This window comes from Pseudomonas sp. Irchel 3F3, from assembly GCF_900187545.1.
Taxonomy (GTDB): domain Bacteria; phylum Pseudomonadota; class Gammaproteobacteria; order Pseudomonadales; family Pseudomonadaceae; genus Aquipseudomonas; species Aquipseudomonas fortuita.
Genome location: NZ_FYDS01000005.1, coordinates 67,280 through 92,024, shown reverse-complemented (window position 1 = coordinate 92,024; position 24,745 = coordinate 67,280). Strand labels below are relative to the sequence as shown.

The window sequence follows — 24,745 nt, the reverse complement described above, 5'->3', positions numbered from 1 at the left end:
CGGTGGGTCCCGTGGCAGCGGATGCAGTGGCCGGATTAGTGCTGCAGGATCTTGCTGAGGAAGTGCTGGGTGCGCTGGTCGCGGGCACTCTGATCGCCGAAGAACTCTTCCTTGGTGCAGTCTTCGATGATGCTGCCCTTGTCCATGAAGATGACCCGGTTGGCGACCTTGCGGGCAAAGCCCATCTCGTGGGTCACGCACATCATGGTCATGCCTTCGTGGGCCAGTTGCACCATCACGTCCAGCACCTCGCTGACCATTTCCGGGTCCAGTGCCGAGGTGGGTTCGTCGAACAGCATGACGACCGGGTCCATTGCCAAGGCGCGGGCGATGGCCACGCGTTGCTGCTGCCCGCCGGAGAGTTGGCCGGGGTGCTTCTTGGCGTGGGCGCTGAGCCCTACACGGTCGAGCAGGGCCAGGCCCTTTTGGGTGGCTTCTGCCTCGCTGCGGCCCAGCACCTTGCGCTGCGCAATGGTCAGGTTCTCGGTGATGGTCAGGTGCGGGAACAGTTCGAAGTGCTGGAACACCATGCCCACCCGCGAACGCAGCTTCGGCAGGTTGGTCTTCGGGTCGGAGATCGACGTGCCGTCGACCACGATGTCGCCCTTCTGGAACGGCTCCAGCGCGTTGACGCACTTGATCAGGGTGGACTTGCCCGAGCCCGACGGGCCGCAGACTACCACCACCTCACCTTTCTTGACCTCGGTGCTGCAATCGGTCAGTACCTGGAAGTCGCCGTACCACTTGTTGACGTTCTTGATGGAAATCATACGGTGATCCTTTTTTGCAGGCGCTTGACCAGCCACGAAGCGGAGAAGCTGATGATGAAGTAGACGACGCCGGCGAAGATCAGGAACTCATGGGAGCGCCCGATGATATCGCCGTTGGAACGTGCCGAGTTGAGGAAGTCCACCAGGCCCACGGTGTATACCAGCGAGGTGTCCTGGAAGAGGATGATGCTCTGTTGCAGCAGCAACGGGGTCATCTTGCGGAAGGCCTGGGGCAGGATGATCAGGCGCATGGTCTGCGCGTAGTTCATGCCCAGCGCTTGCGCGGCGCCCATCTGGCCTTTGGAAATCGACTGCACGCCGGCACGCACGATCTCGCAGAAGTACGCCGCCTCGAACATCATGAAGGCTACCACGCAAGAGGTGAACGCACCCACTGGCGTGTCTTCGCCGGTAATCCACCGCAGCACGAACGGCACCGCCAGGTAGAACCAGGTGATCACCAGCAGCAGCGGGATCGAGCGGAAGTAGTTGACGTAGGCACCTGCCACACGTGACAGCAGCTTGCTCGACGACAGGCGCATCAGCGCCAGGATGGTGCCCAGTGCGATACCGCCGACAACGCCCATGACCATCAGCTGCAGGGTCATGACCATACCTTCCCAGAGGGCTGGCAGGGCCGGGATGATTTCGCTGAAATCCATGTCCATTTACTTGCCTCCCACGGAAATCAGGCCAGGCACGGCGACTTTCTTCTCGACCATGCGCATCAGCAGCATCAGGCCCATGTTCAGGGTGAAGTAGATCAGCGTGGCCAGGGTGAACGCCTCGAACAGGTTGGCGGAGAACTCGGCGGTCTGCTTGGTTTGCGCCAGCAGTTCCATCAGGCCGATCAGCGATGCCACCGAGGAGTTCTTGAAGACGTTGAGGAACTCGGAGGTGAGCGGCGGAATGATGATCCGGTAAGCCTGCGGCAGCAGCACATTGTTGTAGATCTGCGGGAGGCTGAAGCCCATGGCGCGTGCGGCGGCTTCCTGGCCTTTGGGCAGCGCCTGGATACCGGTACGTACCTGTTCACAGACGCGGGCGGCGGTGAACAGGCCCAGGCAGACGACCACGCTGATCAGCGCCGAGGTAGTCGGGTTGAGGTCCTGCTTGAACCATTCCTGCAAGCCTTCCGGCAGCAGGTCCGGCACCAGGAAGTACCAGATGAACAGCTGCACCAGCAGTGGCACGTTGCGGAACAGTTCCACATAGGCGGTAGCGATGCCCGATACCAGACGGTTCGGCACGGTACGCATGACACCGAGGAGTGACCCCAGCAGCAGCGCAATGATCCAGGCGGTGATGGCGATGGCGATGGTCCAGCCCAGGCCGGTGATGTACCAGTCCAGATAGGTTTCGCTGCCCACGCCGGTGGACTTGAAGAACACGCCCCAGTCCCAGTTGTAATTCATCGGGATTTCCCCTCAGACGGTTGTTTCACGGGCACCTTCGAGCATCCGGGGGCGCTTGGCGCCCTCGGATGAAAGGTTAGACACTAATGAGTGGCCTGCAGAATTGATTCGTGCTGTTGAGCACCAGGCCACTATCTGAGGATCAGGACTTCTTCTCGTCCGCAGCCTTGTCGGTCGGCTCGGCGATCAGCTTTTTCAGCTCGTCGCTCATCGGGAACTGCAGGTTCAGGCCTTTAGGCGGGATCGGCTGATTGAACCACTTGTCGTAGCTCTTGTTGACTTCGCCCGATTTGAAGTAGCCCACGATGGCGTCGTCGACCGCTTTCTTGAACGCCTCATCTTCCTTGCGCACCATGCAGCCGTAAATTTCGTACGACTGCGGGGTACCGGTGATGACCCAGTCGGATGGCTTGCGTGCCTTGGCCATTTCACCGGCCAGCAGCGCATCGTCCATCATGAAGGCCACGGCGCGGCCGCTTTCGAGCATGTTGAAGGCTTCACCGTGGTCCTTGGCGGAAATCACGTTCATCTTCATTTGCTTGTCGGCGTTCATCGCCTTGAGGATGCGCTCGGAGGTGGTACCGGCGGTGGTCACCACGTTCTTGCCGGCCAGGTCCGGGAAGTCTTTGTATGCAGGTTGACCGTCCTTGACCTTGGTCAACAGGCGGGTACCGACTTCGAAGATGCCGACCGAGAAGCCGACTTGTTGCTGGCGCTCGACGTTGTTGGTGGTGGAGCCGCACTCAAGGTCGACGGTGCCGTTCTGCACCAGCGGGATGCGGGTCTGGGAGGTTACCAGGTTGTAACGGACCTTGATGTCCGTACCCAGTTGCTTCTTCAGGGCGTCGACGACAGCCAGCTGGATGTCATGCGAGTAGCCCACGGGCTCGGGTTTGCCGGCCAGGTAGGAAAACGGGATGGAGGAGTCGCGGTGGCCCAGGGTGATGGTGCCCGATTCCTTGATCTTCTTCAGGGTGCCAGTCAGTTCTTCGGCCATGGCCGGCGAAGCGATCACAGCGGCCGCGATGGCGGCGCCCAGCAATTGACGAACGATACGCATCAAATTTTCCTCGACGTGTTTGTTTTTTTTATGGAGCCGTTGGCGGACTCTTTCGTTCAACGAATACAGCAAGAAGCGAGTGCATTCGGCTACCAAGTGTAGAGCATGAGTCGTGCCAAGCCCTGCCAATGATCATAACCCCGCGCAAAGCCTGGGCATGAACCCTGTATGAAGGTTTTTGAGCATTCTTCTGTTGTCGGGTTACCGAACGAGGGGCGGTATCGCGTTCGGCTATCCGAACGAATGCCGGCGCTCTGACCGCGGTGCGCCAGCATTAAGTAACACCCGCCACTTAAGGCGAGCTGTTGAGCTTGCAGCTTCATCTTGTGGAGCTCCTGCCGTGTCCGTGATCCCGATACCTTCTGATTCCGTCGACGCCTTCATTGCCCGCCAGATGGCGGATTGGTTGAAAACGGCCGATGCCGACCTTCTGTTGACCTTGCACCGGGCGCTGCGCACTCAGCAGGCAGCAGCCGAACGTGTAAAGGAAACGCTGGCCAGCATACCCAGCCTGGAGGCCTTTGCCACACAGGTGCTCGAGCCGGCATTGCGCGCCGAGGGGCTGGCCGACGTCGATGTGCGCAGCATGCGGGTGTACATCGAGGATGATGTGCCGATGCCCAGCGCTGCGCCCCGCCTGCATACGCCTTGGCGCACGCTCTACAGCGTGCAACCTTTACTCACGGCCGCGCTGCACAACTTCCACGAAGCCGATACCGTGCCGTCATTCATGCGGCGTGCCCACCTGCAGGACGCGCAGGGGAGCAAGCTGGCGCTGACCTATGAGGCGTTTGCCCGCTGCTGCCGGAAACTCGATATCGGTGGGCAGTACCAGCAAAAGTTGCGCGCCCAGCTGTTCCCGAAAAGCCGGCCGCCAGCGCCTGAAAACCTGGCCCGGGAAGCGGTGCAGCGCATGCTTGAAGAGAGCTTGCGGGCGAAGATGGATGTTGCGGTGCGCATGGCCCGCATCAAGTCCGAGCTGGACGAGGTCGACTACCTGCGCTTGTTGCCTGTGTTCGCCGCCAAACCTGTCGTGCCTGCGGTCACTGGCGTTGTCACACCGCGTCAGTTGTACCTGCTGGGCAAGCGTATCCATGGGGTGGTCACGCTGGAGTTGCGCGAACACGCTGACGGGCCGCTGGAAGGCATCGTCAGCTGGATCCCCCTGGACCCGCAGCGAGCGGTGGCCAAGCACGCTTCCTGGGAGGCTTTTTACCTGTGGCTGGCCAAGCGCATGCGCGCGCCCCACTACCGCTGGTTTTTCAGTCGCTTCATCAGCGAACGGGACAGGCCGACCTTCACGGCAACCCTTGAGCGCTTGATCGCGGCGAGCAGTGCGCAGGCACCCGCGGTTCTGGATGGACGGCATTTCGCCATCGAGACACCGCTTTTTGCCTACCTGCGTGGCTTGCAGGTAGACAAGATGCTCGATGATGCAAGAATCCTGGCGGTGCCGACCGCTGACGAGGCCGCTATCGAGCGCCATGAGCGGCTGGAGGTCCTCAAGAGTGCAGGGCTCGATACACTGAATCTGGCGGCACTGTTCATTCCGGTACTGGGCGAGGTGATGTTCGCCGTGGCAGCGGTGGATGTGGTCAGCGAGGTGTACAAAGGCTATGAGGACTGGCGCCTCGGCGACCGTCAGGGGGCGCTCGATCACCTCATGGGCGTGGCGCAGAACCTGGCGGCCGGCGCCGTGGTGGGCGCTGTGCATGTGGGCGTAAGCCGTGTGCTCGAACGTGTGCCCTTTGTCGATGCGTTGAGGCCCCTACACGAGGGCGAGGGCCGGGCCAGGCTGGCGCACTGGCCGCCTTCTGCTCATTATCTGGAGGGTGGTGGTGCGCTGATGCGCAGGTTTGACGGCGCCCTGGCGCAAATCCCTGACCAACAGGCTGAAACGCTCCTGCGTATCACCGGCCTGGATCACGAGCAGTTGCGCCATTTGCACCTGCAAGGTGAGCCCGGCCCTGCGCGCCTGCGCGATGCCCATGAACGCTACGAGCTCCATGCGTCTGAGCCTCATCTGCAGGGGCGCGCATTCGAACGAGAGCTGGCCGCCGGGCAAGATAAGGCATCGGTTGCGGGGGCTTCGCTGATCAAGGTCTTCCCCGGCTTGTCGGTGCGTGGCGTCGAAGAGATCCTTGCCTTGGCCAGTGGGGCACAGATCAAGGCCTTGCTGGACAGTGGCCGGGTGCCGCTGGTCTTGGCCGAGCGTGCCCGCTGGTTCTTGCGCGAGAGCCGGGTGGACCGTGCGTTGATGGGATTCGAGCACGAAGGAGCGGTAAATGCCGATACCCAGCGTGTGATACTGGGATGGATTGCTCATCGGGCCCCTTGGCCGGCTTCGATGCGTATCGAGTTGCGCCTGGGTGAGGCGGGGGGGCGTCTGGTAACCGCCAGCGGGGACGTCAACGCAACTGATATCAGAACCATCATCCACACCGAACAGGGTTATCAATTGGCCGATGCCCACGCCCCGGTACTGGGCCAGGGCCTTCTGCCATGCCTGATCCACACGCTGGACGCGGGGCAGCAGGCCATGCTTGGCGCAAGCCAGCTCACGGCGCATGAACTCGGCGACCGGATTGCGCGTCTGGCCAGTGCGGATCGGGAAAGAACGGCGAAGTTGATGGGGCTGACGCCTATTGCAGAACGCTATCGTCCGCCGCTGCGAATCGACAGCCGCGTCGGTTATGCACTCAGTGGAGGGGGCGAAAGCAGCCGGCGGGCAATCCGTAGCGGCATCCATGACATTTTCCCGACCTTGACTGACGCACAGCTGGACGCTTATCTGCGCAATCTTGCGGACCGCGGGGTGGGCCTGTGGGACCACCTCAGCCAGCTTCAGCGGCAGCTGCACAGTTTGCGCGAGGCGCTGGACACCTGGCAACGCCAGCGCGTGAGCTTCATGGACGGCCTGCGCAGGCAACGTGTGGCCAACCAGATACGGCGGACCTGGCGGCGCAAGACCGCTGGCCTCGCCGGTGACGATTTTTCACTGCATATCGACGGCGAAGAAGTGGGCAGCCTGCCGAGCTTGCCGGCGGACATCGACTTTGGCCATGTTCGGCGCCTGACGTTGCGCAATATGGCCCTTGAGCAGATCGAAGAGGATTTTCTGCGCAGGTTCACTCACCTTCGCGAACTCGACTTGCGCAACAACCAGTTGACCCGTTTGCCGGTTGGCCTGGAGCAGTTTACCGGCCTGCGCAGCCTGCATCTGGCGGGTAACCAGATCATCGTCGATACCCCAGGCAGCCAAAGGCTGGCCAGCCTCACGTCACTCCAGGTGCTCGACCTGAACTACAACCCGTTGGGTCAGGTGCCTGACCTTTCAAGCTTGCGCCACTTGCGTGAGGTATCGCTGCGCGCAACCGGGCTGCAAACCTTGCCCGATGAAGCTGCGATGCCGTGGCGTGGCCTGGTGGACATGCGGGAAAACCAGATCCGCCAGGTCACCGGGCATCTGCGCACACTGGGCGCCCGTCTGCAACGCCTGTCGTTGCATGACAACCCTCTGGACGAAGCGAGCGAGGCGTCGATTGCCAGTAGCCTCAGCGATTCGCCGGTCAACCGCAGCAGCTCCTATCATCATGCCGTTGCCGATGTCGGCACGTTTGAGGAATGGCTGGGAAGTGCAAGCGAGGCGGTACGCACCCGGCGCATGCAGATCTGGACCCAGCTGGCCGAGGAGCCGCAGTCGGCAGACCTGTTTCGTTTTCTGGCAGATTTCGCCGGCTCTGACGACTTCATCGAACACCCGCGCTATTACCGAGCAAGGGTATGGCGGATTCTGGAGCTGTGTACCGACAACACCGACGTACGCGAAGCCGTGTTCTGGCAGACCCAAGGGCGCCGGACCTGTGAGGACCGGCTGCTGCTGATTCTCAGTCAGCTGGAAGTCAGGGCCCACATTGCCCTGAGTTCGCCCGGTAACGGTTCTGCCATCCAGGCCGAACAGGCATTGCTGCCCCTGGGGCGTTCCCTGTATCGCCTGGATCAGGTGGACAGCATCGCCGCCCGGCATATTCAGGAGCTGCGCCGTGACCCTTACGCTGCCGTGGATGATATCGAGGTTTACCTCGCCTACCGCGTCAACCTGGCTGAGCGGCTTGGGCTGCCAGCGCAACCTGGGCACATGAATTACCCCGAACACAGCCGTGTGACGGCAACCCAGGTACGGCGTGCGGGCGCTGAAGTGCTGGCGGGAGAGAACATCGAGGTGCTCAGCCGCGCACTGGCGGAGCGCGATTTCTGGCAAGAGCATGTGCGTACCCGTTACCTGGAGCGCTTCGAAGCGCTGGCTGCTCCCTTTCATGAACAGTTGGAGCAGGCCGAGCGCGAGGTCGCAGAAGCGGGCGAGCAGCGCTATCTGGAGCGCGCCGCTGCGTTGATGGAGTCGCTCAATGCCCAAGAGCGCGAACTGTACCTGGAATTGGCCCGTGAGGCGTACCAGCGGGAAGCCTAAGGGGAGGGGGCGACCGGCTGGCGGTCGCCCGGGCGGTTCAGGCGGCGTTGCTGCGGGCGTCGCCTTGAGCCAGGTAATCGGCCAGTGCCCGCTGCTCGCTGGGGCTGGTGAACAGGCCAAGTTTGCTGCGCCGCCACAGGATGTCCTGGGCGGTGACGGCCCACTCGGTCGCACGCAGGTAGTCGACTTCGCGGGTGAACAAGCCACCCCCCATGGCCTGGCCCAGGTCTTCCGGGCCCTGTGCGCCGTCCAGCAGTTGCCAGGTGCGGCTGCCATAGGTCACCGCCCAGCGTTTGGCGATGTCCCCTGCCAGCCATTGATGCCGTGCCAGCAGCGCTTCGACCAATGCCTGGGGCGTGCTCATGTCTTCACCGCCGGGCAATGGTGCGTCGGCAGTCCAGCTTTTGCCCATCTGGCTGAAGAACGGCTTGAGTTCGCTCATGGCCGACTCCGCCAGCTTGCGATAGGTGGTCAGCTTGCCGCCAAACACCGACAGCAATGGCGCCTCGCCAGACGCTGCGCTAAGCGCGAGGGTGTAGTCACGTGTGACGGCAGACGGGTTGTCGGATTCATCGTTGCACAGCGGGCGCACGCCGGAGTAGGTGTGCAGGATATCACCGTGGCTGAGTTGATGATTGAAGTGCGCGTTGACCACTTTCAACAGGTAGTCGGTTTCCTGTTCGGTGATCGCCACCTTGGCAGGGTCGCCGCTGTACTCGCGGTCAGTGGTGCCTATCAGGGTGAACCGGTCCAGGTAAGGGATACAGAAGACAATGCGCTGGTCTTCGTTCTGCAGGATGAAGGCATGTTCCCCTTCGTACAGGCGCGGCACGATGATGTGGCTGCCCTGAATCAGGCGGATGCCGTACGGCGCATCGAGCTTGAGGTCGTCCTTGATGAAACTGGCGACCCATGGGCCGGCGGCGTTGACCAGGGCGCGAGCACGAATGCTCTGCAGGGTGCCATCGGCATGCTGCAATTCGACCTGCCATACGCCGTCTACGCGCTCTGCGCGCAGGCAGCGGGTGCGGGTATGGATGTGCGCGCCATGCTCACGGGCGGCCATGGCATTGAGCACCACCAGCCGCGCGTCGTCCACTGCACAGTCGGCGTATTCGAAGCCGCGGGTGATCGCCGGCTTGAGCGGGTAACCCGGGACAAAGCGCAGGCTGCGCGAGGCCCCCAGGCGCTTGCGTTTGCCCAGGTGGTCATACAGGAACAGGCCGGCGCGAATCATCCAGGCCGGGCGCAGGTGTGGGCGATGGGGTAGAACGAAACGCATCGGTTTGACGATGTGCGGTGCCTTGGCCAGCAGCACTTCGCGTTCAGCCAAGGCTTCGCGCACAAGGCGGAACTCGTAGTGCTCCAAGTAGCGCAAGCCACCGTGAATCAGCTTGCTGCTGGCCGACGAGGTGTGCTGCGCCAGATCGTCCTTTTCGCAAAGGAACACCTTCAAGCCGCGCCCGGCGGCGTCGGCAGCGATGCCCACGCCATTGATGCCACCGCCGATCACGGCGAGGTCATAGCAGTCAGCGAGTGGTGGCTGGGACGAAACGGGCTGGGACACGGGCAAGGCCTCCTGAGGCTGTTCACATCGAATATGAACATTGATGTTCGTTTCCGAAAATACTAGCGCAACAGAAAGCCCGTCGCCAGTCAGTCTTTATAGAAAAAACTGATTGGATGACAATAAAGTGAACATTTTCGAAAATTTCGGCTGTATGGTTTGAGGTTGGCGGGTGCATGCCGGAATAGTTGTGGCGCCTGTGAGATCGAGCGCCGCCCGCGCGGCGCACGATCTCACAGGCGCCAAAAATGTTGCGACAAGCACCCGTCAGCCCTCAAACCACCTCGAGGCGGATCTTGTACTGGTTCAGCAACTGAGTGAGGGTAGGGGTAGGCGCCTGGTCAGTCACCAGGCAGTCGACCAAGCTGATCGAGCCCAGACGCACCATGGCGTTGCGTCCGAATTTGCTGGAGTCCGCGGCAAGGATCACTTGCCGGGCATTGGCGATGATCGCCTGGGATACCCGCACTTCCTGGTAGTCGAAGTCGAGCAGGCTGCCGTCCTCGTCGATGCCGCTGATACCCACCAGGGCGAAATCCACCTTGAACTGGTTGATGAAGTCGACACTGGCCTGGCCGACCACACCGCCGTCGCGGCGCACCGTGCCACCCGCCACCAGCACTTCGAAATCGTCTTTGGCAGCCAGGATCGCCGCCACGTGCAAGTTGTTGGTGATGACCTTCAGGTGGTTGTGGTTGAGCAGTGCGCGGGCGATGGATTCGGTGGTGGTGCCGATGTTGATGAACACCGAGGCATGGTCAGGAATCTGCCGGGCCACGGCGTCGGCGATACGCTGCTTTTCGTCGCGCATCTGGTCGGCACGCATGGCGTAGGCCGTGTTCTCGATACTGGAGTCATACGCCGCGCCACCGTGGTAACGGCGAAGCAGGTTGAGTTCGGCAAGCTGGTTGATATCACGACGGATGGTCTGGGGTGTCACGACGAACAGCTGCGCCATTTCTTCGATACTGACGTAACCGCGCTCGCGCACCAGTTCGAGGATTTGTTGTTGGCGGGGTGGCAGATTCATGGGCGGTCCTTTGGGGCAGCCGGACAAATTCTGCAATGATGCCGTAGGAAGGGGATGACGGCCAGTAGACGATGGGGGCCGCATGGCGGCCCCCATGTGCTTTACGCCTCGTGATCTTCCCAGTCACGGGTGCGTTCGACGGCCTTCTTCCAGCCGGCGTACAGCTTCTCTTTCTGCGTTTCATCCAGCTGCGGGCTGAACTCGCGCTCGATGATCGCCTTGTCGCGCAGTTCGTCCAGGCCGCTCCAGAAGCCGCAGGCCAGGCCGGCCAGGTAGGCAGCGCCCAAGGCCGTGGTTTCGCGCATTTGCGGGCGTTCTACGCACGTTCCGAGAATATCGGCCTGGAACTGCATGAGGAAGTTGTTGGCCACCGCGCCACCGTCCACACGCAGCTCGGACAGGCGCTGGCCGCAGTCCTGTTGCATGGCATCGAGCACATCGCGGGTCTGGTAGGCGATCGACTCCAGTGCAGCGCGGATGATGTGGTCCACCTTCACGCCGCGGGTCAGGCCGAACAGCGCACCACGGGCATAGGGGTCCCAGTACGGTGCACCCAGGCCAGTGAAGGCCGGCACCAGGTAGACGCCGTTGCTGTCCTTGACCTTGCTGGCGAAGTACTCGGTATCCAGGGCGTCGTTGACGATCTTCAGCTCATCACGCAGCCACTGCACGGTGGAACCACCGTTGAACACCGCGCCTTCCAGCGCATAGGCCACCTCGCCGCGCGGGCCGCAGGCGATGGTGGTGAGCAGGCCGTGGGACGATTTGACCGCCTGTTCGCCGGTGTTCATCAGCAGGAAGCAGCCAGTGCCGTAGGTGTTCTTGGCCTGGCCCGGCTCCACGCACATCTGGCCGAACAGTGCCGACTGCTGGTCACCCGCAATGCCGGCAATGGCAATCCCGCTCTTGGTATGGCCGTACACTTCGGAAGAAGAACGAACCTCGGGCAGCATCTGCCGCGGGATGCCGAGGATTTCCAGCAGCTTGTCGTCCCACTGCAGGCTATGGATGTTGAACATCAAGGTGCGCGAGGCATTGGTGTAGTCGGTGACGTGCACCTTGCCGCCCGAGAACTTCCAGATAAGCCAGGTATCGATGGTGCCGAACAACAGTTCGCCACGCTCGGCGCGTTCGCGAGCGCCCTCGACATTGTCGAGGATCCACTTCAGCTTGGTGCCGGAGAAGTATGGGTCGGTGACCAGGCCGGTGGTTTCGCGAATGTAGTCTTCATGGCCGTCACGCTTGAGCTGGGCGCAGATCTCGGTGCTGCGGCGGCACTGCCAGACGATGGCGTTGTAAACCGGGCGGCCGGTTTCCTTGTCCCATACCACGGTGGTTTCGCGTTGGTTGGTGATGCCGATTGCGGCGACCTGGGCATGACTGATGCCTGCCTGTGCCAAGGCCTCGACCATGGTCGCGCTCTGCGTGGCGAAGATTTCCATCGGGTCGTGCTCGACCCAGCCCGCCTGCGGATAGTGCTGGGCGAACTCGCGCTGGGAGGTGCCCACCACATTGGCGTCGCGGTCGAAAATGATGGCACGCGAACTGGTGGTGCCCTGGTCCAGGGCGATGATGTAGTTCTTGTCCTGGGTGTCTGTCATGGTCGTAGGCCTTGCAAGAATAGGAGGTCAGGGCTGTGCGTGTTGCCGGCATCAATTGGCTTGAGTATCGCCCTGGCGATTGTCATTTGTCTCAGGGTTCGCGGCAGGTGCCATTGGCAAGTTGCGGGCAATCAGGCCGCGATAGGTCGCGGCACCCAGGCAGGCGCCAAGGATCGGTGCGAACACCGGAACCAGGAAATACGGTATGTCCCGACCGCCAGTGAAGGCGATTTCACCCCAACCGGCCAGGAAGGTCATGAGTTTTGGCCCGAAATCGCGGGCAGGGTTCATGGCAAAACCGGTCAGCGGGCCCATGGCGCTGCCGATCACCGCGATCAGCAGGCCGATCAGCAGCGGGGCCATGGCGCCACGTGGCAGGCCGTTGTTGTCGTCAGTCAGGGCCATGATCACGGCCATCAGGATAGCAGTGATGACTACTTCAACCAGGAACGCGTGGCCGGTGGACAGCGACGGGTGCGGGTAGGTGGAGAACACCGAGGCCAGCTCCAGGCTGGCTTCGCTACCGCGCAACATCGCATGGGCCTGTTCGAAATCGAAGAACAGATTGCTGTACAGGGTGTAGACCAGCGCCGCGCCACAGAACGCGCCGCATACCTGGGCCAGCACGTAGAAGGGCAGCTTGCGCTTGTCGAAACCGGCGAACAGGGTGAGGGCGATGCTCACCGCCGGGTTCAGGTGCGCGCCGGAAATGCCGGCCGTGAGATAGATCGCCATGCTTACGCCGACGCCCCAGATGATGCTGATCTCCCAAAGGCCGAAACTGGCGCCGGCGACCTTGAGCGCGGCAACACAGCCGGTGCCGAAGAAGATGAGCAGGGCAGTGCCGAGAAACTCGGCCAGGCACTGGCTGGACAGCGTGGGTTGGCGTAGAGCAGTCGTCATGTATGACCTCGTTTTTTTTGTTGTGAGGCGCGTGGCGCTCGACAGCAAAGCCCGGTGTCGATCCCCATTGACCCCGGGCAGATACAGGAAACGCACCTTAAAAGTGCGCCATTTGTTCAGATGCGAAAAAATATAGACAAGAAACGCTGATGTCAAAGGTCGAAAGTGAACGACCAGTCACGAAATGGCCCGTAAAATCAGCCGCGGATCCCCGTACTAGAGGCGCGCGATTGTGGTGCGCTGGCTGGGATGTGGGATTTGTCCTAAAGTAGCCGCCGAGCCGTCCCAGACCGGAGCCTTTGCATGACCCCCGCCCTAGACCTGTTGAAGAAGCATCGCGCCGAACACCGTGTGCACAGTTATGAGCATGACCCCAAGTCGGCTTCTTACGGTCTGGAGGCAGCGGAAAAGCTTGGCCTGGACCCGCAGCAAGTGTTCAAGACCTTGTTGGCGAGCAGCGAGAAAGGGGAGTTACTGGTAGCGGTGGTGCCTGTGGTGGGTACCCTGGACCTCAAAGCCTTGGCCCACGCTGCCGGGGTAAAGAAATGCGAGATGGCAGACCCGGCGGCGGCGCAGCGGGCTACGGGTTATCTGGTAGGTGGGATCAGCCCGTTGGGGCAGAAGAAGCGCCTGCGCACCTTTATTGATGACTCGGCGCAAAATTTTGCAACTATCCATGTCAGCGCCGGTAGGCGCGGGTTGGAAGTGGAGTTGGCGGCGGCGGTGCTGGCCGAGCATACCCAGGGCAAGTTTGCCGGGATCGGCAGAGGCTGAGATCTGGGCCGCAAAGCGGCCCAGGAATCTGCAATCAGGTCGCGGAACTGTACCGACGCACGCCATTCTCCTGCTGCGGCAACTGCGCCGCAACGCTGCCAGGCACCGGGAACAGCACCAGGTGATCAGCTTGCACCTCAATCCCCACATCCTCACCGACCTCATGGTCGTTATGGCTAGGGAAGATTGCTTCCAGCTGGCTGCCGGTCGGCAATTGCAGGCGGTACAGGGTCGATGCCCCCAGGAAGCTCTTGCCGATGATGTTCGCCTGCAGCGCGCTGCCGGGTGCATGCACGATATCGTCGGGGCGCAGCAGCACGTCCACCGAACTGCCGGGCGCCATGATGTAGGCACGGTTGCCGCGCAGTTCACCCAGCTCGGTATTGACGGCCTCGTGGCTGCTCATCTGGCCACGGATGAAGTAGCCCTGGCCAATGAAGCTGGCCACGAACGGCGTCTGTGGTTCGTGGTAAAGGTTGTAGGGCGTGTCCCACTGCTCCAGGCGCCCCTCCTTGAACACACCGACCTGATCGCTGACGGCAAAGGCTTCTTCCTGGTCATGGGTAACCAGGATGGCGCTGGTGCCACGGCTTTTGAGGATATCGCGAACCTCATGGCTCAGGCGCCGACGCAACTCCACGTCAAGGTTGGAGAACGGCTCGTCGAGCAGCAGCAACTGCGGTTCAGGCGCCAGCGCGCGGGCCAGGGCGACCCGTTGCTGCTGGCCACCAGACAGCTCATGCGGGTAACGCCCGCCCAGGCCCCCCAGCTTGACCAGTTCGAGCATCTCTTCGATGACGGCGGCCTGGCGTGGGTGCTTGGCGATGCCAAAGGCAATGTTCTGCGCCACGGTCAGGTGCGGGAACAGCGCGTAGTCCTGGAACACCATGCCGATGCGGCGCTTTTCCGGGGCCAGTGTGAAGCCAGCGCGGGAAATGACCTCGCCGGCCAACTGGATCTCGCCTTCATGCACCGGTTCGAAACCTGCAATGGCGCGTAGCGTGGTGGTTTTCCCGCAACCGGATGAACCCAGCAGGCAACCGATGTCGCCTGCGTTCAGGTGCAGGTTGAGGTTCTGGACGATGCGCTGGTCGCCGTAGCCGCAGGCGAGGTTGCGCAGGTTGAGCAGTAGGGGTTGACTCATGCGTGGTGGTAAGCCGGTTCTACAAGAAATTCGAGAAGCGCCTTCTGTGCATGCAGGCGGTTTTCAGCCTCGTCCCAGGCGACCGAACGTGGGTCGTCGAGCAGGTCCTGGCTGATTTCCTCGCCACGGTGGGCGGGCAGGCAGTGCATGAAGAGGACATCGGGTGCCGCCAGGTCGAGCAGTTCGCGGGTGACCTGGTAAGGCGCGAAATGCGCCAGGCGCCGTGCAGTTTCCTCCTCCTGCCCCATGGAAGTCCAGACATCGGTAACCACAAGGTGTGCGCCACGCACGGCTTCCTTGGCATCACGGATGATCTGTACGCGGTCACCGCCCAGCGCCATGAAGCGCTGATCCGGCTCGTAGCCTTCTGGGCAGGCGATGCGCAGCTGGAAATCGAACTGCCTGGCGGCCTCGATGTAGGAGTTGCACATGTTGAAGCCATCGCCGATCCAGGTCACGGTCTTGCCCTGGATCGAGCCGCGGTGCTCGAGGAAGGTCTGCATGTCGGCCAGCAGTTGGCACGGGTGCGACTCGTCGGACAGGCCGTTGATCACCGGTACGCGCGATTTGGCGGCGAACTCGGTCAGGGTGCTGTGGGCGTGGGTACGAATCATCACCACATCGACCATGCTCGACAGCACGATGGCGCTGTCACCGATCGGCTCGCCACGGCCCAGCTGGGTGTCGCGTGGCGACAGGAAGATGGCCTGGCCGCCCAGCTGGATCATGCCAGCCTCGAACGACACGCGGGTACGGGTCGAGGATTTCTCGAAGATCATGCCCAGCACCCGGTTCTTCAGGGGCTCGAACAGCACGCCTCGTTTGCGCAGGTCCTTCAGCTCGATGCCGCGGCGGATCACCCCGAGCAATTCGTCGGTGGTGAAGTCCAGCAGGGAGAGAAAGTGCCTAGCGCTCATGATTGACTACCTTATCTGCAACGGTATGCAGGTCGACCGTATGGTTTTTTTTGACAACGGGATTGACCTGCGGCGTAAGCCGCACGGGGCGGACGAAAATAGGGAAAGGCGCAATACTATAAGTAAATGTCGCCTGAAGCCAAGGGGGAACAGCGGCCTGATTGCAAAGGGTGTCTTCACCCGGCGGCCTGTGCTGTTTTTTATTTGCTACACGAGGTTGTACAGGGCTTGCTGGCAATTTGGCAAATGGCTGTCGCAAATCGTGTGCCTGATGTCGGTGGATTCACGCGGCGAAGGGCGCTGGCGGGGGGCTGGGACCGGGCGCATAGTCACTGTTCGACAACAACAAGGCAGAGGCGGCCATGACCAAGACCCTGCATCACCGTGCCTGTCACCTGTGCGAAGCAATCTGCGGGCTGAACATCGAAGTCAGCCATGAAGCTGACGGGCAGGCGCTAATCAGCTCGATCAAGGGCGACCCCCAGGACCCGTTCAGCCGTGGCCACGTCTGCCCCAAGGCCGTCGCCTTGCAGGACATCCAGAACGACCCTGACCGCCTGCGCCAGCCCCACAAGCGGGTAGGGGAGCGCTGGCAGGCCATCGGCTGGGACGAGGCCTTTGCCCTGGCCGCCGAAAAGTTGTGGGCGGTCCAGCAGGCTCACGGGCGCAATGCCGTGGCGGTCTACCAGGGCAACCCAAGCGTGCACAACTACGGTTTGATGACCCACAGCAACTACTTCCTCGGCCTGCTCAAGACACGCAACCGTTTCTCGGCCACCTCGGTGGACCAGCTGCCACAACACCTGGTCAGCCACCTGATGTATGGCCATGGCCTGCTGCTGCCGATTCCGGATATCGACCACGCCGACTTCATGCTGATTCTTGGCGGCAACCCGCTGGCCTCCAACGGCAGCATCATGACCGTGCCCGATGTGGAAAAGCGCCTCAAGGCCCTGCTTGGCCGGGGCGGGCGCCTGGTGGTGGTGGACCCTCGGCGCAGCGAAACGGCGGCCATGGCCGATACCCACCTGTTTATCCGCCCGGGCGGAGATGCGGCCTTGTTGTGCGGCCTGCTCAACACCCTGTTCGAGGAAGGCCTGGCGCAAGGTTCGCACTTGCCGATCAACGGCCTGCAGCAGGTGCGCGAAGCGCTTGCACCGTTCAGCGCCGAAGCCATGAGCACGCACTGCGGTATTGCCGCCACGCAGATTCGCCAGCTGGCACGGGACTTCGCCGCGGCAGAAAAAGCCGTGTGCTATGGCCGCATGGGCGTTTCGACCCAAGCCTTCGGCACCCTCTGCCACTGGCTGGTGCAACTGATCAACCTGGTAACCGGCAACCTCGACCGTGAAGGCGGCGCTTTGTGCACCGAGCCCGCTGTCGACCTGGTGGCTGCCACCTCCGGCGGCCATTTCAACGCCTGGCAGAGCCGGGTGTCGGGCTTGCCCGAGTACGGCGGCGAGCTGCCTGTGGCGGCCCTGGCCGAAGAGCTGCTTACACCGGGCGAAGGGCAGGTTCGCGCCTTGGTGACAGTGGCTGGCAACCCGGTGCTGTCCACGCCTAACGGCCGTCAGCTGGATGCGGCACTGCAAGGCCTGGAGTTCATGCTCAGCATCGACCTCTACATCAACGAAACCACGCGCCATGCCGACCTGATCCTGCCGTCCACGTCGTCGCTGGAAAACGACCACTATGACAGCACCTTCAATTTGCTGGCCGTGCGCAACGTCACCCGCTTCAACCGGGCGATTCTGGCCAAGCCGGACGGGGCGTTGCACGACTGGGAGATCTTCGTCGGCCTGGCCCAGGCGTTTGCCAGGCGTGCCGGGCTTGAATTGAAGCCGACCTTGGCGCCTGCGCAGATGATCGATCTGGCCTTGCGCAAGGGGCGCTATGGCCAAGCAACACCTTGGCGCCTTTCCCTCGCAACACTGGACGATCATCCGCACGGCCTGGACCTGGGCCCTTTACGCAGCAACCTTGCTGCACGCCTGGCGACTGCCAGTCAGGCTGTCGAAGCCGCACCCCAGGTGTTGCTGGACGACCTGCGCCGCCTGACGCAACTGGCACCTCCTGTACCGGGTGAACTGCTGTTGATCGGCCGCCGCCATGTGCGTAGCAACAACTCGTGGATGCACAATTTCCACCGTCTGGTGAAAGGCAAACCACGGCATCAGCTGTTGATGCACCCGCAAGACTTGCAGCAACGGCAACTACAGGACGGCCAGCGGGTGCGTATCCGCTCGCGTACGGGTGATCTCGAAGTCGAGGTGCAAGCCTGCGAGGACATGATGCCCGGTGTGGTCAGCCTGCCCCATGGCTACGGTCATGCTCGTCAGGGTGTGCACCTGCAGATCGCCCAGGCGCAAGCCGGCGTGAGTGCCAACGACCTGACCGACGAGCGCTTTCGCGACCCGGTGTCCGGCAACGCTGCGCTCAATGGCGTACCTGTGCAGGTGGAGGCCGCGTAAGGAACAGTAAGGCCGAGCACGCTGCTCGGCTTTCCGTTACAATGCGCCACCGTGCCGACAACAGCGTCGCAAAGTTAAGCCGAGGTGCTACATGGATATCATCGAAACGATCAAAGAGCAGATTGCCAACAACACCATTCTGCTTTACATGAAAGGCTCGCCGAATGCCCCGCAGTGCGGGTTCTCGGCCAAGGCATCGCAAGCTGTGATGGGTTGTGGCGAGAAGTTCGCCTACGTCGACATCCTGCAGAACCCGGAAATCCGTGCCAACCTGCCCAAATATGCCAACTGGCCGACCTTCCCGCAGCTGTGGGTAGCCGGCGAGCTGGTTGGCGGTAGCGATATCATGCTGGAAATGTTCCAGAACGGCGAGCTGCAGACCCTGATCAAGGACGCTGCTGCCAAAGCCAAGGCTTCCGAAGCCTGATTTTCCGGCAAGCATAAAAAAACCCGCTGATCGCGGGTTTTTTTATGGGGCGAATATTTACTCTTCGCCCATCTGCGACTGCAGATAATTTTCGATGCCGATCTTGTCGATCAGACCCAGTTGGGTTTCCAGCCAGTCGATATGCTCTTCCTCGGATTCGAGGATATCTTCGAGCATGTCACGCGAGCCGAAGTCGCCAGCGGTTTCGCAATGGGCAATGGCTGCCTTCAGGTCGGCCAAGCCTTTCTTTTCGAGCTTCAGGTCGCACTCGAGCATTTCCTTGGTGTGCTCGCCGATCAGCAGCTTACCCAGGTCCTGAACGTTGGGGATGCCTTCAAGGAAGAGAATACGCTTGATCAATTTGTCAGCGTGCTTCATCTCATCGATGGATTCCTTGTACTCGTGCTTGCCGAGTTTGTTCAGGCCCCAATCTTCATACATGCGTGCGTGCAGGAAGTACTGGTTGATCGCGACCAGCTCGTTTCCGAGGATCTTGTTGAGATGCTGGATGACGCTTACGTCGCCTTTCATTTCGGGTTCCTGCCCTGTAGAAGTGTGCCAATACAGTGAAGTTTGAGCCCGATACTTAAGAGTGTCAAACCTAAGTTATTGAATAATAAGTGAAAATTAATAGGAATAAGAATGTTTGTGAACCGCGTTGGAGCGCTAACTTATTGAATTTAAGGCATAAAAAAACCGGACACAGGGTCCGGTTCTTGGAATCAGGGGCTTTCAGGCTGCGGTAAATTCCACGGGGTAGGGCAGGGCTGCCTGGCTGACCTGCAGCTCGGTCAGGGTCTCGCGGACCACTTCCTTGGCCAGGCAGGCGCATTTGCCACACTGGCTTGCGACATTGGTCGCGGCTCGCACTTCCTTGTAACTGCAGCATCCTTCATAGATCGCATCGCGGATCTGTCCGTCGGTGACGCCGACACAAAGACACACATACATAAGGGCTGACCATCGCGGGTTGAGTCGATGGATGGGAGCTTAATGTGAATGAGAATGCTTGTCAAAGTGCTTTCTGAAAAGGCCGTGCTTGAGCGACCGGTGGTTGTCTGCCTGATGGATTCGGCCTGTCATCAGAAGCCGTGTATGATGGTCGGCCTTTGTTGGATGTCGGGCAAGCCCGTCTGGCCCGGCAAACGGTTTTTCACCCTCATCAGGAGATTACAATGAGCGTACTCGTTGGTAAGAAAGCCCCCGATTTCACCGTTCCAGCCGTGCTGGGCAATGGCGAGATCGTCGACAGCTTCAACCTGGCTTCGGCCATCAAGGGCAAGTACGGCCTGGTGTTCTTCTACCCGCTGGACTTCACCTTCGTCTGCCCGTCCGAGCTGATCGCCCTGGACAACCGCATCCCTGACTTCCAGGCGCGCAACGTCGAAGTGATCGGCGTGTCGATCGACTCGCACTTCACCCACAACGCCTGGCGTAACACCCCGGTCAACAACGGCGGCATCGGTCAGGTGAAGTACACCCTGGCTGCCGACATGACCCACGAAATCTGCAAAGCCTACGACGTAGAGTCCGAAGGCGGCGTGGCCTTCCGTGGCGCCTTCCTGATCGACACCAACGGTGTTGTACGCTCGCAGATCATCAACGACCTGCCACTGGGCCGTAACATGGACGAGCTGCTGCGCTTGGTCGACGCCCTGCAGTTCCACGAAGAGCACGGCGAAGTCTGCCCTGCCAACTGGAAAAAAGGCGACAAAGGCATGAACGCTTCGCCAGAAGGCGTTGCTGCCTACCTGAGCGAGAACGCCGGCAAGCTGTAATTGCCGCTCGCATAAAAAAACCGGCCCTCGTTGGCCGGTTTTTTTATGCCGTTCTGTGCCGGCCTCTTCGCGGGCGCGCCCACTCCCACCGATTCTCTGCATGCCTGACGGCAAAGGTGAACCTGTGGGAGCGGGCATGCCCGCGAATGCTTTTGCAGTTCAATCGTTGAAGTCGCGCCAGCCGCCCATCTCTTTCCAGCGGTTGACGATGCCGCAGAACAGCTCGGCCGTCTTCTCGGTGTCATAACGCGCCGAGTGCGCCTCACGCCCGTCGAAGTCGATGTCCGCGCTCTGGCAGGCACGCGCCAGCACGGTCTGGCCATACGCCAAGCCCGCGAGGGTAGCGGTGTCGAAGCTCGAAAACGGGTGGAACGGATTGCGCTTCAGGTCGTTGCGCGCCACCGCCGCATTGAGGAAGCCCAGGTCGAAGCTGCTGTTGTGGCCGACCAGGATCGCCCGCTTGCAGCCATTGGCCTTGAGTGCCTTGCGTACACCGCGGAAGATATCGGTCAGCGCGCTTTCCTCGCTAACAGCCATGCGCAGCGGGTGGTCCAGCTTGATGCCGGTGAACTCCAGTGCGGCGGCTTCGATATTGGCGCCCTCGAACGGTTCCACTCGGTGGAAGTAGGTGTGTTCGGGGAACAGGAAGCCTTTCTCGTCCATGCCGATCGTGACGGCGGCAATTTCCAGCAGCGCATCGGTGGCGCTGTTGAAACCACCAGTCTCCACATCCACCACCACCGGCAGGTAGCCGCGGAAGCGCTCGGCCATCGGGTGGCGCGAACCGCTGCTGCCCTGGGTGTCCATGTCGTCTTCGTAGAGGTCTTCGCTCACGCGTTTTCCTCCAGCAGGCGCCAACGTAGTTTTTCACCGGCGCGCAGCGGGATCACGGTCTGCTCGCCAAACGGCAGGCTGTCCGGGGCGGTCCATTCTTCACGCACCAGGGTAATGGTGTCGGTGTTCGCTGGCAGGCCGTAGAAGGCAGGACCGTGCAAGCTGGCAAAGCCTTCGAGCTTGTCCAGCGCGTTACGCTGTTCGAACGCTTCGGCGTACATTTCGATGGCCGCGTATGCGGTGTAGCAACCGGCGCACCCGCAGGCGGCTTCCTTGGCGTGACGGGCGTGCGGTGCCGAGTCGGTGCCCAGGAAGAACTTCGGGTTGCCGCTGGTGGCCGCGTCCAGCAGCGCCACCTGATGGGTGTTGCGCTTGAGGATCGGCAGGCAGTAGAAGTGCGGGCGAATGCCGCCAACCAGCATGTGGTTGCGGTTGTACAGCAGGTGCTGTGCAGTGATGGTCGCGCCGACGTTGGCCGGGGCCTCGGTGACGAACTGAGCGGCATCGCCGGTGGTGATGTGTTCGAACACCACTTTCAGCGTCGGGAAGCGCTCGACCAGACGACGCATGTGCTCGTCAATGAAGCGCTTCTCGCGGTCGAACACGTCGATCTCGCTGCGGGTTACTTCGCCATGCACCAACAGTGGCATGCCGACTTCCGCCAGCGCCTCGATGGCCGGGAAGATGTTGTCGATGCTGGTCACGCCCGAGTCGGAGTTGGTAGTGGCGCCGGCCGGGTACAGTTTGGCGGCGTACACGATGCCGCTGGCCTTGGCCGCGCGGACATCCTCGGGGCTGGTGCGGTCGGTGAGGTACAGCACCATCAGCGGCTCGAAGCGGCTGCCGGCAGGGCGGGCGGCCAGGATGCGCTCACGGTAGGCACTGGCCTCGTCGGCATTACGCACCGGAGGAACCAGGTTTGGCATGATGATGGCACGGGCAAAAGTGCGCGCCACGTCGCCAACGGTGTGGGGCAGGACGGCACCATCGCGCAGATGGATGTGCCAGTCGTCGGGGCGCAGGAGGGTCAGGCGATCGGACATTGGGGATTCCAGGCGGGTCGAACTCAAGCCCCAATGCTACCGGAAAAGCCTGGGGCGAGCACGGCTATCAAGTTTTCCGGCCGGCGTCCGATAGCCTGCAGGTAAGCCGTCAGAATTTGTGGAGCCGCCCGTGCGCCAGCGTTACCTCACCCTGTTGACCCTGTTCGCCAGCCTGCCGGCCGGTGCACTGACTTTTCAGACGCGCATGGAAAATATTGCCTGGAAGGTCGAGGGCGACCCGTTCGAGTGCCGTCTGATCCAGCCGATAGAAGGTTTTGGTAGCGGTGAGTTCGTGCGTCGGGCAGGTGAACAGCCCGTTTTTCAGCTACGTTCGGACAACAATGTACTGGGTGCAGGTACAGCCAGCCTGCTGGCGGCGGCGGCGCCGTGGCAGCCTGGGCGGGGTGATATCAACCTGGGCAACGTGCGGATGGCCCGCACCGGTGTGCTGTTCAGTTCTTCCCAAGGCCAGGCCAGCCGCCTGATCAACGGCTTGCTCGACGGGCGTAGCACAGTGGTGCGCAACTACACCGGTGAGGCCGGAAGGCCAATTGAGGTACGCGTTCTGCCGGTCAGCTTCGCCAAGGCCTACAGCGACTATCTGGTCTGTGCCGGCAAGCTGCTGCCTATGAATTATGATCAGGTGCGCCAGACCCAGGTGGGTTTCCCCGGGGGCGGCACCGAGCTGGACGCGTCGGCGCGTGCACGGCTGGATGTGATCCTGGATTACATCAAAGCTGACCCGACGGTGAACCACATCGAGCTCGACGGCCACTCCGACAACAGTGGCAACCGCCTGACCAACCGAGACCTGTCGCGCCGTCGTGCGCTGGCTGTGGCTGATTACTTCAAGGCCCATGGATTGACTGAAGAACAGATCACGGTGCGCTTCCATGGCGAGCAGTACCCGTTGGTGAAGAACAACAGTGCGGCCAACCGGGCACGCAATCGCCGGGTAAACATCGAGCTGGATCGGGTTTCGGTGGTTGAGAAACCTGTGGAAAAACCGGCTGAGCCAGCGGCGCCTGCCGCCCCAGCACCAGCCAACCCGGCTGCTGCCGCGCCGGGGGCGAAGGCACCCTGAGATCGGGGGGGGGCCTTCAGGTGTTTGCCACGACATTTCCAGCGCCTGTGAGATGGTCATGCATACCCCCGTCGCCCTTCCGACAGTTCTTGTCGCTTTGTCGTCAGAAGCTGTCGCCCCACTGTAAATTTTTCCGCAAGGCCGTTAGAATCGACCCCTTTCCGTACAACCCCGTGGAGTGATGGCATGGCGGACGTAAAAAAGGTCGTACTGGCGTATTCCGGCGGCCTTGATACTTCGGTGATTCTCAAGTGGCTGCAGGATACCTATAACTGCGAAGTGGTGACCTTCACCGCTGACCTGGGTCAGGGCGAAGAGGTCGAGCCGGCCCGTGCCAAGGCCCAGGCAATGGGTGTTAAAGAGATTTACATCGACGATCTGCGCGAAGAGTTCGTGCGTGATTTCGTGTTCCCGATGTTCCGCGCCAACACCGTCTACGAAGGCGAGTACCTGCTGGGTACTTCCATTGCCCGCCCGCTGATCGCCAAGCGCCTTATCGAAATCGCCAACGAAACCGGCGCTGACGCCATTTCCCATGGCGCTACTGGCAAAGGCAACGACCAGGTTCGTTTCGAACTGGGTGCATACGCCCTGAAACCAGGCGTCAAGGTTATCGCCCCGTGGCGTGAGTGGGACCTGCTGTCCCGCGAAAAACTGATGGACTACGCCGAAAAGCATGGCATTCCGATCGAGCGCCACGGCAAGAAGAAGTCGCCGTACTCGATGGACGCCAACCTGCTGCACATCTCCTACGAAGGCGGTGTCCTGGAAGATACCTGGACCGAGCACGAAGAAGACATGTGGCGCTGGAGCGTCTCGCCTGAGAATGCCCCGGACCAGGCCACCTACATCGAGCTGACCTACCGTAACGGTGACATCGTTGCCATCGACGGCGTCGACAAGAGCCCAGCCACCGTTCTGGCCGATCTGAACCGTATCGGTGGTGCCAACGGCATCGGCCGCCTGGACATCGTCGAGAACCGTTACGTCGGCATGAAGTCGCGTGGCTGCTACGAGACCCCTGGCGGTACCATCATGCTCAAGGCCCACCGTGCCATCGAGTCGATCACCCTGGACCGCGAAGTCGCTCACCTGAAAGATGAGCTGATGCCGAAGTACGCCAGCCTGATCTACACCGGTTACTGGTGGAGCCCGGAGCGTCTGATGCTGCAGCAGATGATCGACGCCTCCCAGGTCAACGTGAATGGCGTAGTGCGCCTGAAGCTGTACAAGGGCAACGTCACCGTGGTCGGCCGCAAGTCGGATGACTCGCTGTTCGATGCCAACATCGCCACCTTCGAAGAAGATGGCGGCGCGTACAACCAGGCGGACGCTGCCGGCTTTATCAAGCTGAACGCTTTGCGCATGCGCATTGCTGCCAACAAGGGCCGTTCGCTGCTCTGATTGCTGGCGCGTGTCTTGAAAACCCCGGCTTAGGCCGGGGTTTTTTATGTGCTCA

21 protein-coding genes are annotated in these 24,745 nt (G+C 61.5%); 7 read left to right on the top strand and 14 right to left on the bottom strand.

Going from position 1 to position 24,745, the window contains the following annotated elements:
• Nucleotides 1-35 precede the first annotated feature (35 nt).
• The 4 genes from CKW35_RS11730 to CKW35_RS11715 form a co-directional block, all read right to left on the bottom strand.
• Nucleotides 36-770, bottom strand: a complete 735-nt coding sequence (locus CKW35_RS11730; RefSeq protein ID WP_016488796.1) for an amino acid ABC transporter ATP-binding protein — start codon at nucleotides 768-770, stop codon at nucleotides 36-38.
• A complete protein-coding gene (locus CKW35_RS11725; protein WP_016488795.1) occupies nucleotides 767-1,438 on the bottom strand; it encodes an amino acid ABC transporter permease in 672 nt (223 codons plus the stop codon). The genes CKW35_RS11730 and CKW35_RS11725 overlap by 4 nt, the downstream gene beginning before the upstream one ends.
• Nucleotides 1,439-2,185, bottom strand: a complete 747-nt coding sequence (locus CKW35_RS11720) for an amino acid ABC transporter permease (protein ID WP_016488794.1) — start codon at nucleotides 2,183-2,185, stop codon at nucleotides 1,439-1,441.
• A 142-nt stretch (nucleotides 2,186-2,327) separates the two neighbouring features.
• Nucleotides 2,328-3,245 (bottom strand): glutamate/aspartate ABC transporter substrate-binding protein, encoded by a 918-nt coding sequence (locus CKW35_RS11715; protein WP_016488793.1) that lies wholly within the window; start codon nucleotides 3,243-3,245, stop codon nucleotides 2,328-2,330.
• Nucleotides 3,246-3,585: 340 nt separating this feature from the next.
• Between CKW35_RS11715 and CKW35_RS11710 the strand changes: the two genes are divergently transcribed.
• A complete protein-coding gene (locus tag CKW35_RS11710; protein ID WP_070086454.1) occupies nucleotides 3,586-7,713 on the top strand; it encodes an NEL-type E3 ubiquitin ligase domain-containing protein in 4,128 nt (1,375 codons plus the stop codon).
• Between the two features lie 37 nt (nucleotides 7,714-7,750).
• Here the strand turns inward: CKW35_RS11710 and glpD are convergent, their stop codons facing one another.
• The 4 genes from glpD to CKW35_RS11690 all read right to left on the bottom strand — a co-directional run bounded on the left by glpD (nucleotide 7,751) and on the right by CKW35_RS11690 (nucleotide 12,814).
• Nucleotides 7,751-9,280 carry a glycerol-3-phosphate dehydrogenase gene (glpD, locus tag CKW35_RS11705; protein ID WP_095115974.1) on the bottom strand — a complete coding sequence of 510 codons (1,530 nt, stop codon included), beginning with the start codon at nucleotides 9,278-9,280 and terminating at the stop codon, nucleotides 7,751-7,753.
• Nucleotides 9,281-9,554: 274 nt separating this feature from the next.
• Nucleotides 9,555-10,310: a DNA-binding transcriptional repressor GlpR gene (glpR, locus tag CKW35_RS11700; RefSeq protein WP_016488790.1), complete on the bottom strand. Its 756-nt coding sequence runs from the start codon at nucleotides 10,308-10,310 to the stop codon at nucleotides 9,555-9,557.
• Nucleotides 10,311-10,411: 101 nt separating this feature from the next.
• Nucleotides 10,412-11,911 (bottom strand): glycerol kinase GlpK, encoded by a 1,500-nt coding sequence (gene glpK, locus CKW35_RS11695; protein ID WP_016488789.1) that lies wholly within the window; start codon nucleotides 11,909-11,911, stop codon nucleotides 10,412-10,414.
• A gap of 51 nt (nucleotides 11,912-11,962) precedes the next feature.
• A complete protein-coding gene (locus tag CKW35_RS11690; RefSeq protein ID WP_095115972.1) occupies nucleotides 11,963-12,814 on the bottom strand; it encodes an MIP/aquaporin family protein in 852 nt (283 codons plus the stop codon).
• Between the two features lie 303 nt (nucleotides 12,815-13,117).
• Here CKW35_RS11690 and ybaK point away from each other — a divergent pair, with 303 nt between their 5' ends.
• Nucleotides 13,118-13,588, top strand: a complete 471-nt coding sequence (gene ybaK / locus CKW35_RS11685) for a Cys-tRNA(Pro) deacylase (protein WP_016488787.1) — start codon at nucleotides 13,118-13,120, stop codon at nucleotides 13,586-13,588.
• Between the two features lie 34 nt (nucleotides 13,589-13,622).
• Here the strand turns inward: ybaK and CKW35_RS11680 are convergent, their stop codons facing one another.
• Together CKW35_RS11680 and argF are read right to left on the bottom strand one after the other, a co-directional pair.
• Entirely contained in the window at nucleotides 13,623-14,732 is a 1,110-nt protein-coding gene (locus CKW35_RS11680) for an ABC transporter ATP-binding protein (RefSeq protein WP_016488786.1), read from the bottom strand.
• On the bottom strand, nucleotides 14,729-15,649 hold the full coding sequence (gene argF, locus CKW35_RS11675) for an ornithine carbamoyltransferase (RefSeq protein ID WP_016488785.1): 921 nt from the start codon (nucleotides 15,647-15,649) through the stop codon (nucleotides 14,729-14,731). The genes CKW35_RS11680 and argF overlap by 4 nt, the downstream gene beginning before the upstream one ends.
• A 362-nt stretch (nucleotides 15,650-16,011) precedes the next feature.
• Between argF and CKW35_RS11670 the strand changes: the two genes are divergently transcribed.
• Both CKW35_RS11670 and grxD read left to right on the top strand, forming a co-directional pair.
• Entirely contained in the window at nucleotides 16,012-18,120 is a 2,109-nt protein-coding gene (locus CKW35_RS11670; protein WP_060520013.1) for a molybdopterin-dependent oxidoreductase, read from the top strand.
• Between the two features lie 91 nt (nucleotides 18,121-18,211).
• Entirely contained in the window at nucleotides 18,212-18,547 is a 336-nt protein-coding gene (gene grxD / locus CKW35_RS11665) for a Grx4 family monothiol glutaredoxin (protein ID WP_016488783.1), read from the top strand.
• A gap of 57 nt (nucleotides 18,548-18,604) precedes the next feature.
• On the opposite strand, the gene bfr is transcribed toward grxD, so the two are convergent.
• Together bfr and CKW35_RS11655 are read right to left on the bottom strand one after the other, a co-directional pair.
• On the bottom strand, nucleotides 18,605-19,078 hold the full coding sequence (gene bfr, locus CKW35_RS11660) for a bacterioferritin (protein ID WP_016488782.1): 474 nt from the start codon (nucleotides 19,076-19,078) through the stop codon (nucleotides 18,605-18,607).
• Nucleotides 19,079-19,279: 201 nt separating this feature from the next.
• Nucleotides 19,280-19,498: a bacterioferritin-associated ferredoxin gene (locus CKW35_RS11655; protein ID WP_016488781.1), complete on the bottom strand. Its 219-nt coding sequence runs from the start codon at nucleotides 19,496-19,498 to the stop codon at nucleotides 19,280-19,282.
• A gap of 224 nt (nucleotides 19,499-19,722) precedes the next feature.
• Between CKW35_RS11655 and CKW35_RS11650 the strand changes: the two genes are divergently transcribed.
• Nucleotides 19,723-20,325, top strand: coding sequence for a peroxiredoxin (locus CKW35_RS11650; RefSeq protein WP_012273884.1), 603 nt, complete (start codon nucleotides 19,723-19,725; stop codon nucleotides 20,323-20,325).
• 159 nt (nucleotides 20,326-20,484) lie between these two features.
• Here CKW35_RS11650 and rnt read toward each other — a convergent pair whose 3' ends face one another.
• Together rnt and pyrC are read right to left on the bottom strand one after the other, a co-directional pair.
• Entirely contained in the window at nucleotides 20,485-21,132 is a 648-nt protein-coding gene (gene rnt / locus CKW35_RS11645; RefSeq protein WP_217435874.1) for a ribonuclease T, read from the bottom strand.
• 23 nt (nucleotides 21,133-21,155) lie between these two features.
• Complete coding sequence (gene pyrC, locus CKW35_RS11640; protein ID WP_016488778.1) at nucleotides 21,156-22,202, bottom strand: dihydroorotase; 1,047 nt, start codon at nucleotides 22,200-22,202, stop codon at nucleotides 21,156-21,158.
• Nucleotides 22,203-22,332: 130 nt separating this feature from the next.
• On the opposite strand from pyrC, the gene CKW35_RS11635 reads away from it, so the two are divergent.
• Complete coding sequence (locus CKW35_RS11635) at nucleotides 22,333-23,286, top strand: OmpA family protein (RefSeq protein WP_016488777.1); 954 nt, start codon at nucleotides 22,333-22,335, stop codon at nucleotides 23,284-23,286.
• A gap of 186 nt (nucleotides 23,287-23,472) precedes the next feature.
• A complete protein-coding gene (locus CKW35_RS11630) occupies nucleotides 23,473-24,690 on the top strand; it encodes an argininosuccinate synthase (RefSeq protein WP_016488776.1) in 1,218 nt (405 codons plus the stop codon).
• Nucleotides 24,691-24,745 lie beyond the last annotated feature (55 nt).

Bases quoted from the DNA above. Each gene is read 5' to 3' on its own strand.
- CKW35_RS11730 (WP_016488796.1), bottom strand. From the start codon at position 770: ATGATTTCCATCAAGAACGTCAACAAGTGGTACGGCGACTTCCAGGTA.
- CKW35_RS11725 (WP_016488795.1), bottom strand. From the start codon at position 1,438: ATGGACATGGATTTCAGCGAAATCATCCCGGCCCTGCCAGCCCTCTGG.
- CKW35_RS11720 (WP_016488794.1), bottom strand. From the start codon at position 2,185: ATGAATTACAACTGGGACTGGGGCGTGTTCTTCAAGTCCACCGGCGTG.
- CKW35_RS11715 (WP_016488793.1), bottom strand. From the start codon at position 3,245: ATGCGTATCGTTCGTCAATTGCTGGGCGCCGCCATCGCGGCCGCTGTG.
- glpR (WP_016488790.1), bottom strand. From the start codon at position 10,310: ATGAATCTGCCACCCCGCCAACAACAAATCCTCGAACTGGTGCGCGAG.
- glpK (WP_016488789.1), bottom strand. From the start codon at position 11,911: ATGACAGACACCCAGGACAAGAACTACATCATCGCCCTGGACCAGGGC.
- CKW35_RS11690 (WP_095115972.1), bottom strand. From the start codon at position 12,814: ATGACGACTGCTCTACGCCAACCCACGCTGTCCAGCCAGTGCCTGGCC.
- ybaK (WP_016488787.1), top strand. From the start codon at position 13,118: ATGACCCCCGCCCTAGACCTGTTGAAGAAGCATCGCGCCGAACACCGT.
- CKW35_RS11680 (WP_016488786.1), bottom strand. From the start codon at position 14,732: ATGAGTCAACCCCTACTGCTCAACCTGCGCAACCTCGCCTGCGGCTAC.
- argF (WP_016488785.1), bottom strand. From the start codon at position 15,649: ATGAGCGCTAGGCACTTTCTCTCCCTGCTGGACTTCACCACCGACGAA.
- CKW35_RS11670 (WP_060520013.1), top strand. From the start codon at position 16,012: ATGACCAAGACCCTGCATCACCGTGCCTGTCACCTGTGCGAAGCAATC.
- grxD (WP_016488783.1), top strand. From the start codon at position 18,212: ATGGATATCATCGAAACGATCAAAGAGCAGATTGCCAACAACACCATT.
- bfr (WP_016488782.1), bottom strand. From the start codon at position 19,078: ATGAAAGGCGACGTAAGCGTCATCCAGCATCTCAACAAGATCCTCGGA.
- CKW35_RS11655 (WP_016488781.1), bottom strand. From the start codon at position 19,498: ATGTATGTGTGTCTTTGTGTCGGCGTCACCGACGGACAGATCCGCGAT.
- CKW35_RS11650 (WP_012273884.1), top strand. From the start codon at position 19,723: ATGAGCGTACTCGTTGGTAAGAAAGCCCCCGATTTCACCGTTCCAGCC.
- rnt (WP_217435874.1), bottom strand. From the start codon at position 21,132: ATGGACACCCAGGGCAGCAGCGGTTCGCGCCACCCGATGGCCGAGCGC.
- pyrC (WP_016488778.1), bottom strand. From the start codon at position 22,202: ATGTCCGATCGCCTGACCCTCCTGCGCCCCGACGACTGGCACATCCAT.
- CKW35_RS11630 (WP_016488776.1), top strand. From the start codon at position 23,473: ATGGCGGACGTAAAAAAGGTCGTACTGGCGTATTCCGGCGGCCTTGAT.